Raw genomic sequence first — 10,847 nt, forward strand, 5'->3', positions numbered from 1 at the left:
AATGGAGGGAAGAAGTTCCTCGGGCGCTGCAACAAGGGCGTTGTAGTCTACGGGCAAATATGCGATGTGGGGCTGGGTGCGCATCCACTGCTCCACCTGAACCAGATGCCGCCGGTAGAGGTCTGCCAGATGTGCGTCGTCGATCTGGGGCGTTTCCTGCCGGTGCACCAACATCCGCCGTTGGGAGGCCAGGATCTCTTCCATGCGACGGCGCATCAACAGCACGCGATAGGTGTAGCCAGCCGGCAAGTGTGTCAACAAAGCAGTAATGATTTTGACTGCTTTGCCTTGCGCCTCTGGAAGCCACGCTGTATCGCCATCAGGCAACTTTTTGACGCGTTCGAACTCGTAGTAGCCTTTGGGATTGTCGCTGTCCGCCTGGCGCTGGAAATCAGCGAGAGGCGGGAGCCCGCCTGCCTCCAACATTTGCATCATCAGAGACGTACCCGAACGGGGCAGTCCCGAAACAACGATGATCCAGTTGCGCCGGGCCCGCTCGCCCCGCCATTTGTTGAACACGTTCCGCACCATCATGGTCGAATTTTGTCCTTGACCCAATTCTCGGGTATTGTCAACGATAAGGATTTGACCAGTATACCCTCCGATCATCAGTTCAGCAAGAAACTGGGGAGATCGGTGATCTCTACTCCTTGGTTCATCAATAGAGTTGTTGGGAGGAAGTCCTGTTCAATGAGAGTATGTTACTTCGGCACATATCGTAATCAATATTCTCGTAATCGAATTATGATTGAGGGGTTGCGGCAAAACGATGTCCAGGTTATGGAGTGTCATGAGCCTCTCTGGAAAGGCATCGAGGATCGTATTCAAACTGTTCGAGGTGGATGGCGTACGCCCCGATTTTGGCTTAGAATCTTCCGCGTATATTGGCAGCTCATCCGGCATTACATGCGAATGCCCGAACATGATGTTGTGGTCGTGGGTTATCCAGGCCAACTTGACGTCTATTTGGCGCGCTTTCTGACTCTACTACGGCGCAAACCGTTGATGTGGGATATTTTTATGTCTGTTTATCTCATCGCGGTGGAACGGAAATTGGATCGTGTCAGTCGACTCGGTGTGTGGCTGCTACGGATGCTGGAGTGGTTTGCATGTCGTCTTCCTGATGGTTTAATTATAGACACCGATGAATATGCACACTGGTTTGAAGATACGTATGGGGTTGCGGCGACAAAATTCGCTAAAATCCCAACAGGGGCTGATGATCGAATATTCCAACGGACGGCAAAGTCCAATCCATGTCCAAATGACAAGATGCGTATTCTTTATTACGGCACATTTATCCCCAATCACGGCGTGTTGACCATGATTGAAGCGGCGCGCCTCTTGACGGACGAACCAAACATGCATTTTGAGTTCGTGGGTGATGGCCCCGAGAAAGGGCTTGCCGAGGAAATAGCCAGACGATATGACTTAGAGAACGTAACATTTATTGACTGGTTGACGCCTGAATCACTGCGGGAATACATTGCCCGTGCGCACATTTGTCTGGGGGCCTTTGGCGTTACGCCCCAATCTCTGATGACAGTCCAAAACAAAATCTACGAATGTCTGGCGATGGCGAAGCCGGTTGTCACTGGGGATGGACCAGCCGTACGACGTCTTTTTGTCCATGGTCAACACGTGTGGTTGTGCCCACGAAATGACCCTGCCGCCCTGGCCGATTCCTTACGGATATTGTGTGAGGACCCTGAACGTTTGGCGAGGCTCGGGGAAGAAGGCTGGAAGCATTTTCAGGCGAATTTTACGGTTTATCATATCGGCGCTCAGTTCAAGACGCAGATTGATAGACTCGTGAAAGAACATGCAGGCCAGACAAAGAGATGATAAAAGTCGCATTTGTGACAACAGCAAGCCTTGATAGCCCATACGGAATCGGCCGATGCTATCCTCTGGCCAAATATCTTGCACGCCTCGGATGTCAGGTGCACATCGTCGCTCTACACCACAATTGGACCTCAGTTACGCATCCCTATCAGATGCAGGAGAATGTCCACATTCATCACGTGGGGCAGATGCACGTCCGAAAAGTGGGAGATGATACACTGTATTTTCCCCCCCCTAAGCTGGCCTGGATCGCTGCACAGGGGCTGTTGGCGCTCACGCGAGCCTTGCTTGCCATTCAGCCTGATATCATCCATATCGGCAAGCCACATCCACAGAACTCTATAGCGGCTTTCATCGCGGCTCATACGTCATCTGGGCGCACACTGTTGCTAGATTATGATGATTATGAAGCTGGCATCAATCGTTTTGGGCATCCGTTGGAACGCCGGGTTATTCAATTTTGCGAAGATCGTGTTCCTCGGCATGTACATGGGGTGACGACACACTCGTCCTTTCTCAAGGAACGTCTCATCTATCTAGGTCTTCGACCAGACCGTATCATGCGTTTGCCCTCAGGCTTTGATCCGGAGCGGTTTCAGAGGCGGTCACATGAAGATGTCTTGGCCCTTGAAAGCAGGCTGGGAATCAGAGGAAGGCGAGTAGCACTCTATGTCGGAACAATTTCATTTAACAATCATCCCATTGATCTGCTCCTGGAAGCTTTCGCGCGCGTGGCGCCTGTTCAAAGTGATGTCGTGCTCGTGTTGGCGGGAGGAGGGGCCGATTTAGAACGCGCTCGTCATCTTGCTGAACAATTGGGGGTTGATTCCCAATGTCGGTTTTTGGGGCGCGTCCCACCAGATCGCGTGCCTCTTCTTTTGCAAGCAGCCATGTTCTCTGTAGACCCTACGCGAAAGAGCGCTACCGAAAAGGCCCGCTGGCCGCTCAAAATTGTTGAGAGCTTGGCAGCGGGTATACCTGTTGTAACCGGCGATATCGGTGACCGCAGAGAGATGTTGGACAATGGGCAGGCAGGAATTTTGACAACGCCAGACGATGTTGCTTCCCTTGCCGACGGTCTTCTAATGGCTTACACCCAAGAGTCGCGTATCCGCACGATGGGTGATGCGGCAAAACGGCTGTCGGAAAGGTATAATGCTGAGTTGCTAGCGGAGCAACTGATGGGCTTTTATCACAAATTCCGTGCAGACAATCGCTGATCTGCACAATCAGGCATGATTGGCAAGAAATGTGGTCCCTGCGTCTGCAAAGTGTAGGGCTGAGTACAAGTACAAGGATTATAACAAAAATGGGAGAGCATCCTCGCCGGCGTACAGAGCAACCAAACTTCTTGATAATCGTCCTCGATGCAACGCGTGCCGATGCATGCTCGTGCTATGGGGCCGCCCAAGAGACGACGCCTCATCTCGATCGTTTGGCCGAAGAAGGGGTCCTATTTGAACAGGCAATTTCACCTGCGCCGTGGACTCTTCCGGCTATGATGTCTATGCTCACCGGTTTGTTTCCCAATCAGACGGACATCTATCAAACGCGTCGCCTGGACACGCACATTCCTACGTTGCCGGCACTTCTATCCGACCACGGTTATGCCACCTTCGCTGTAACAAACAATAGCTGGCTCAGCCCGGCCTTTGGCCTGATCCGAGGATTCCAGAAACTCCACAAGCTCTGGCAGTTGGTCCAAGTTGATGACGACATTACGATGGTGAATGTGACGGAAGATGCGCCTGACAAGAGCCTATATCAGGCTGCGTTGCAACGTTTGCTCAGAGGCAATCCAGCAATCAACGCGTTGAACTATCTGTTCTATCGTCGCGTTCAGAAGGTGGACTATGGGGCGTCTCGTACGCTTGCTCCCCTCAGGAAATGGGTGGACACCCTAGATGATGGTCGTCCTTGGTTTGCCTTGGTGCATTTCCTGGAGGCCCACCTGGAGTACAAGCCTCCCTTGCAATGGCTCGAACGGTTTGCGAGGGATCGGCAACGTGCATTGAGGCTTCTGCATTCCGATCAACGACGTATTTTTTGGCAACATAACGCAGGCGTTGCACATCTCACGGAAGAGGACCTGCGCGCCTGGCAAGATCTCTACCTAGCTGAGGTCGCCTATCAAGACTACTATTTGGGACAAATCCTCAAATGGCTTGATGAAAACGGCCATCGTGAAAACACATGTGTCATTGTCGTAGCTGACCATGGTGAGAATCTCGGCGAACACGGTCTTTTGAATCACCAGTACTGCCTGTATGACACCCTGATTCGTGTGCCATTGGTGGTCTCTTGGCCATCCGTCCTGCCCAATGGAACGCGTGTGTTACACCAGGTTCAGACGTTGGACGTGTTTCAGACTGTATTGGACATGGCCGGCATTGAGCCCCCCCATCCTTATAGCAAGACTTTGCTGGCCCCAACGGGGCGAGCTCACACTTTTGCTGTATACGGACGACCTCGTCCACCGCGCCCATCGATCCTTCAAAAATATAATATTTCCCCTGAACAGTTACAACGGTTTGAAAGAGGATTAACAGCCGTCCGCTCTGACAACTACAAGTTGATCCGATCGGAGCAGGATGTTGCCGAACTCTACGCCTGGCGGGACGATCCATTTGAGGAGAACAATCTTGCGGCTGTGCACCCTGAGGTGGTAGCAGAATTGAGCGGGATTCTACGTGCCTGGGAGCACGAGTTGCATGTCCAAGGCGCCCTCTCTGTACCGCAGGATGCCGACTCCATGCAGTTGGACCCTTTGCTTGCGGCTCGCCTCCGTTCTCTTGGCTACCTGGATTGAATTATCCGCTGTGCGTGGACTCATGAAGCGAACGTTCGCTGATGGTGCGCCTCTACGCCTCATCCTGTTCAACATAGGCGCCCTTTTTTCTGGCACAGCAAGCGCCCGTTTCTTATCCGTCATCGCTACCGTATTGGTGACGCGGGCCGTAGGACCTGAGCAGTACGGTTCCTATGCATCTGTCTTTGCAGTGGCTCGTATTGCCTCAGTGTTTTTTTCCCTAGGGTTAGATGGTTGGCTTCTGCAACAGGGCGCTTCAGCAGATGGAGAGAAGAACGCTCTCCCGCAGCGCTTGACCACTTCCCTAGTCATCCAAACGGGTCTTGGTCTGATATGGCTTATCTTGTTGGCTGTATTCGATGGCATGTGGGGAAACCATTGGTTTCCGCCCCGGTTGCTCCTGGTTGGCGCCATCGCGATCTTTTTTGAGGAGTTGACATACACAGGCTGGACCGCTTTCAAAGTGACGCTTGACAACCGGATGACATTCATCCTCATGCTCGCGTTTCAAGCCAGCCAGCTGTTCTTATTCGGAGCCTTGTATGCATCACATGTGACAGATGTCTACCTATATATGATCGCACGCGACCTTGTCTCAGCTGGTGGAGCAGCTATGGCTCTTGTCGTTGTCTGGCGACGAATAGGCTTTATGTTCGTGCCTCAAGAGGTTGGAAGAACCCTCCGTGCCACGGTTCCTTATGCATTGTCCATGGTTCTAGCCCTAGTTTACGGGCGTGCTGATATCACGATTGCCGGGATGCGTCTTGGACCTGCCTCTGCCGGATTCTATGCGCCCGCTGTCACACTTGTGATGGCCCTATCTCTCATCCCAGGCGCGATTTATGGCGTGATGTTGCCCTGGACAAGTCGCACCTATCGCGTCACGCCGACAAAGCTCCCCGTCATCGCCCGAAATCTCTTCATCTGGAGCGCTCTACTCGGCATTTTTCTCGCTTTGGTGCTCTTTTTCATCGCCGATCCTTTGGTGCTCTTCCTGTATGGTGAGCAATTCGCTGCTTCGAGCGCGCTGCTACGCATCCTGAGTGGTGTAATTGCACTGCGGACATTGAACTTTTCCGTTGCTGCGATCATTGTCGCTATTGGACTGCAGGGCCGTCGAGTCACGGCACAAGCAGTTGCCGCGCTGTTCAATGTAACTGCCAACTTGCTTTTCATTGACGTATTCGGCCTGCCCGGCGTCGCGATTATCTATTGCGCTTCAGAGTTGATTTTGTTGCTCGGCTATGCATCCATTTGGTATGCATTCATGCGTCTCCAGACATTCACGAGTGGTGACAATGCACCCTAATATCGGGCTGTTGGAAAAGTGAGACGAATCCCGTGGGAGAATCGATGAAGAAGATAGCGCCGGTGAAAATTCTGGTCATTCATGTCCATTCTTCACGCAATGCCGGAGACGCTGCGTTGCTTGCGGCAACCCTTGATCAACTTTACGCTCGCTTCCCTGGTGCTGTCATTACCCTCGCAATGAACGAACCGGCGAGTTTTTCAGGACGTGAACGAGCCATTGGATCGTTTACATGGTGGTTCAAGACGGTAGTAGAGGGACGCTCTGTCTGGCGTAAAGCCATGCTTCTCAAACTTCCTTTTCTTTTCTTGGCGTCCGCTGTTTACGCCCTCGCTACGCGATGGGGAACTGGACGTTTCAGACTTATCAGTCAGGAATGTCAGCAACTATTGGACGCCTACGCCGAGGCTGATTTGATTGTCAGTTGTCCAGGCAACTACTTTTACAGTAGCGGAAAACTAGGGCTGCCCTTTCTGTTCACGTTGTGGAGTTTGGGGTACGCCTTGATGATGGGGAAACCAACCTATTCCATGCCTCAGACCGTTGGCCCTTTGTGGAGGCGGAGGGATCGGTGGCTAGTCGCCCGGTTCTTCCGCGGATACCGGCTGCTGTTTTTGCGGGATCCTCGCAGCGCCCGTCTTTTGCGGAGCCTTGGGCTTCGGGTGCAGAACGAACAAGTCACACCCGATATGGCCTTTGCCCTCCAGGGGATTCCTCATCAAGCGGCGGAGCGCCTGCTTGCCGAACGAGGAATCTCATTAAACCAGCCTTTACTCGGCGTAACAGCGATGGATTGGGGGCTCCAGAACAGCCGTTTTGGAAGACAACCGGAATACGAGGCAGCGATCGCGGGGGCTGTGCGTTGGTTTATCACGCATTATGACGGCGCGGCCGTGTTTTTTGCCCAAGTCCACGGCCCATCAAACGCGGAAGACGACCGCAAGGTTGTAGCCCGAATCAGCAAGCAGCTATCAGATATTCAGGACCGCGTGTTTCTCGTCACTGACATCGGCGAGCCTTGGACTCTTCAATCTCTCTATGGCTGCATGGACATCTTCCTGGGGACGCGACTCCATTCTTGTATTTTTGCAATGACCGCGGGGACGCCTGCTCTTGCCATTGCCTATCAGTCGAAGACGTGGGGAATCTATGAATCCCTTGGCCTCGATAAATACGTCATCGACATCGATGATGTGACCGAGTTGCAACTCATCAGGAAATTGGATCGGCTCTGGGCCGAAAGAACGCGGGTGCGCTCTCATTTGCATGAACAGATCAAGGTGATTCAGGCCCAAATTACTGCGATCGGCGCCCGCATTGCGCGAGATTTCCATCAACTCCGAGGTGTGAACTCCATTACCAGATATGGACATTGACACAACACAGATTGATGAACGGAATTCGGTGCTTCAGATCATCGCCGGTTTCGCCGTCGAGAGCCCGCTTGGTGGCATTGAGCGATTCGGCATCGAATTGGCGCGCCAGCTGTATCAACGGAAACGGTTCCAGCCTGTGCTTCTAGGGCTCTGGGATTGGGGGACTAGGTACGATAGCGAATGGCAGCGCCGACTCCTCGATGAAGGGATGCCAACCCTGATAGGCGCCCCCTGGCGCGATCGATCCCCCTATCTTGCGTTCGTGCACTCCCTTCGCCGTCTTGCAGACGAACTCGATGGACGTCGCATCGGCATTATTCACAGCCACAGCCAGTTTGGAGATGTGGCTGCTTTGCTCTTGCGTCACAAAGTGCAGGCTCGCGCCCTGGTTCGGACAGTTCACAACGAACGGGAATGGCCTAAGCGGCCCTTTCGTCGGCTGTTCTTGACCAATGGACTCTTTCCATTTGTCTTTGATGCCGAAGTCGGCGTCGCACAGCAGGTTACGGACAACCTGAACCGGCGACCTATGGCGCGTCTACGCAAAAAGAAGGCGGAGTGCATCTACAATGCCTTGGACTTTCGGCGTTTTTCCCGCTCTCCGGGGGACAAAACTACGGCGCGCCGACGCCTTCAAACGCCCTCTGACGCAGTTGTAATCGGTACAGTGGGACGTCTGACAGCTCAGAAGGGATATGATGTTCTGCTTCAGGCCTTTTCGTCGGTGCAAAAAGACTACCCCAATGCCTATTTGGTGCTTGTCGGGGCAGGTGAGCTACAGACGTCCCTGCATATCTATGCACAGCATCTCGGAATCGACAGACGCACTGTGTTTACAGGCGCCATGAGCCAGATTGAGGCGGTCTACCCTGCGTTTGACGTGTTCGTCTCCTCGTCTCTTTGGGAAGGGCTTCCGACTGTCATTCTCGAAGCCATGGCGGCGGGGATTCCTGTCGTGGCCACCGCTGTATCCGGGAGCAGTGAACTGGTTCAGCACGGGGTGACAGGGTATCTGGCTCAACCTGGCGATCCGACGTCCCTGGCTCACTACATTGTAGAAACCCTGCGCTATCCCGAGAAAGCAGCCAAGCTGGCTTCCTGCGCGCTGGCTGGAGTCCGCGAACGTTTTTCGATTCAGAATGTGGCCCAACAGTATGAGGCGTTGTATGCTCGGGTCTTGCAGGGGAAATAGGGAGACATTCGGCGGAACATTCCGGGAATGTCACGTCAACTCATTTTTGAATACAAAATGTGAAGTCGAGCATGCATTTCGAACCGAAACCGATCCTTTTCGGGATGATCTGAGAAGAAGTCATGGATTGCCCGTCGGCAGCCACTCCACTCGTCGTAGTCATCCACAATAATTCGTCCACCAGGTGCGAGGTGGGGAACAACCCTGGTCAGACAGACCATGACAGAGTCGTACCAGTCACTATCGAGATGAAGCAGAGCAACGGGCTCATTGACAGACAAGACATCCTGGTAGAGTCCCTTGATCAATTCGATTCGTTCTCCGGCCAGATCAAATCCATAGCGTCGAAATGTGTCCACAACGGTTTCATATAAATTCTCTTGGTACCCATAGTACGTCCGCCCCTTGAGCCCTGGAGACAACCCAGCGCGAATCAGTTCATAGCGATCCTGGGCATCACGGCCATCCCTTTCTGATGGCGGTGGGATCATCCCAAAGGCATCGTAGACGCGAAACGTTCTCGTCCTCGCCTTGGCGGCTGCTATGACGAGGGCGGAGCCGCCAAGGGCGCATCCACACTCCAAGATCGCCCCTTCTACGCCTTTCTGTTCTATCTCCTTGACCGTTGTGTACAGGTCTAACAAGGCTGGCAGATCTAGATAGGTCAATGCCTCTTTGCGCACGCCGCGCAGAACAGCGGCGTCTCCCGGGGACGATAAGAACAACCGCCCGAGGCGAAGATATCCGGCGGCTTTGAATAGGAGACGAGGAAATGCGTTTTTCATGAAACCATGCCGAAACCAAGAAATTCAGGGGCCCTGGCTCAGCCAGGGCCCCTGTTCGTAGAGATAAACCACAGCAACGCAGTTAGGCTTCTATCTACTGGACGGCGATTCCGTTGTAATCTTCGGCCACGGTGCCGCCGTTGAATCCGGTAGAGATACGTACCGTGGCGATCAATTGGCTGCCACTCGGACCTTGAACGATCACAGCGCCACCGAAGCCGCCGCCTGGATTGGACTCAGGGTTGCCAAATTCGTCCAGCTCAATCTGCTGATGCCCTGAAGCAAGCGTGGCCTTGGAAGCATTGCTGTTTTGCTTCTCGCCTGCTGGGATATCCGGCAATGTGTGAGTGCCGACCACTTCGCCATTCTTGTTGAGATACTGTACAACCACGCCACTGACTGTAGAGGTGCCAATGTTCTGGACGGCGATGAATCCACGCTGCCGCTTACCGGCGTCGTAGTTCTCTTTGCTCGTCCAACGGACATAGGGCAGGGCCAATTTGCTTGAACCGGAAGTCTCACCCAGGAAGGCAGTTGAGCGGCCACCGCCACCAACTTTACCAATGACAACAATGTCGGCCGCCGTACTGGTGATGGTTGCCGAACCGCTGAATCCAGCACTGTTCAGAGCGCTGCCATCCTTCTTTTTGCAAGCATTGAAGGATTCTTTCTTGCCTGGGTCAATCGTACGGGTATCGCTTTGACCGCTGCTGTAGGCCACAGTCACCGAAGTCGGGGCTGTTCCAGCGTTCTGCACCGCGTATACCGATGTGGCGCCAAAGGCATTGCAAAGAGCCGACGGCATATACACTGTCCTGGCGCCTCCATTCACGCCCTCAAAAGCGCGCGCTGCGGCGCCATTCGTGGACAGCTCAAGCGCAGAGGCAACGATCTCTGCTGGATTCTGAGTGCCAGCGGCGGTCGCCGTCACAACAGCCGAGCCATTAAATGGGTCGGGGATTTCGCTCATCTGCCCGAGATCATACATCTTGGCGCTGCCTACAGGAATATTGCTGGCCGTGAGTTCAATGGGCGCTGCATTGGGATCGTCCGCGTTGAAGAACTGAACCTTGAGGTCAATGGCGCCTCCGGATGCATTCTGGACGGAGAATTTCGTCGTCGTATTAAACTTGTTCTTCAGTACAGTTGCCACCAAAACCTGCGATGAGGCTGAAGAAAAACCGTTAGATAAGGGGCGATTCTTTACTGTTGTCGAATTTTGGGGAATCTGCACCAATGTAGCCACCACCGGCTGGTCGGAAGCCATTACAGCCGAACCACTGAAATTGCTCGGCAACTCAGTCAAGTTGCCGATAAATAGCGACGAGCCTGCGCCGGCAGGAAGCGACTTGGAGATGGTGACGGACTGCCCACCTCCCTCGGGATAGAAGGTGAAGGTGATGTTTGCGTCTGAAGATGAGATATTTTGATACGTGATGGACGTCGTGAACGGCGTATTGTAGGCTGGATTTTGTGCTGATGCCAGGCCAATGGAAGCAAGCATCAGTAGCGCCACAATCACGAGAACCTG

General features: G+C 53.5%; 8 protein-coding genes. 6 read left to right on the forward strand and 2 right to left on the reverse strand.

Annotation, left to right across the window (positions count from 1 at the left end; all coding sequences use genetic code 11):
- From D6694_09865 to D6694_09890, 6 genes are all read left to right on the forward strand, one after another.
- Positions 1 to 1,845: glycosyltransferase (locus D6694_09865; GenBank protein RMH40623.1), on the forward strand; the 1,845-nt coding region annotated here is incomplete at its 5' end.
- Positions 1,842 to 3,065 carry a glycosyltransferase family 1 protein gene (locus tag D6694_09870; GenBank protein ID RMH40624.1) on the forward strand — a complete coding sequence of 408 codons (1,224 nt, stop codon included), beginning with the start codon at positions 1,842 to 1,844 and terminating at the stop codon, positions 3,063 to 3,065. The genes D6694_09865 and D6694_09870, both read left to right, overlap by 4 nt.
- Before the next feature lie 29 nt (positions 3,066 to 3,094).
- The gene (locus D6694_09875) at positions 3,095 to 4,654 is read left to right on the forward strand and encodes a hypothetical protein (protein RMH40625.1); all 1,560 of its coding nucleotides are present in this window, start codon (positions 3,095 to 3,097) and stop codon (positions 4,652 to 4,654) included.
- Positions 4,557 to 5,963, forward strand: coding sequence for a hypothetical protein (locus D6694_09880; protein ID RMH40626.1), 1,407 nt, complete (start codon positions 4,557 to 4,559; stop codon positions 5,961 to 5,963). Before D6694_09875 ends, D6694_09880 begins: the two co-directional genes overlap by 98 nt.
- Before the next feature lie 44 nt (positions 5,964 to 6,007).
- Entirely contained in the window at positions 6,008 to 7,339 is a 1,332-nt protein-coding gene (locus D6694_09885) for a hypothetical protein (GenBank protein RMH40627.1), read from the forward strand.
- The gene (locus tag D6694_09890) at positions 7,329 to 8,531 is read left to right on the forward strand and encodes a glycosyltransferase family 1 protein (GenBank protein RMH40628.1); all 1,203 of its coding nucleotides are present in this window, start codon (positions 7,329 to 7,331) and stop codon (positions 8,529 to 8,531) included. Before D6694_09885 ends, D6694_09890 begins: the two co-directional genes overlap by 11 nt.
- A gap of 35 nt (positions 8,532 to 8,566) precedes the next feature.
- Here D6694_09890 and D6694_09895 read toward each other — a convergent pair whose 3' ends face one another.
- Entirely contained in the window at positions 8,567 to 9,316 is a 750-nt protein-coding gene (locus D6694_09895; protein RMH40629.1) for an asparagine synthase, read from the reverse strand.
- A 94-nt stretch (positions 9,317 to 9,410) separates the two neighbouring features.
- The gene (locus D6694_09900; GenBank protein RMH40630.1) at positions 9,411 to 10,838 is read right to left on the reverse strand and encodes a hypothetical protein; all 1,428 of its coding nucleotides are present in this window, start codon (positions 10,836 to 10,838) and stop codon (positions 9,411 to 9,413) included.
- Positions 10,839 to 10,847 lie beyond the last annotated feature (9 nt).

The organism is Gammaproteobacteria bacterium (assembly GCA_003696665.1).
Taxonomy (GTDB): domain Bacteria; phylum Pseudomonadota; class Gammaproteobacteria; order Enterobacterales.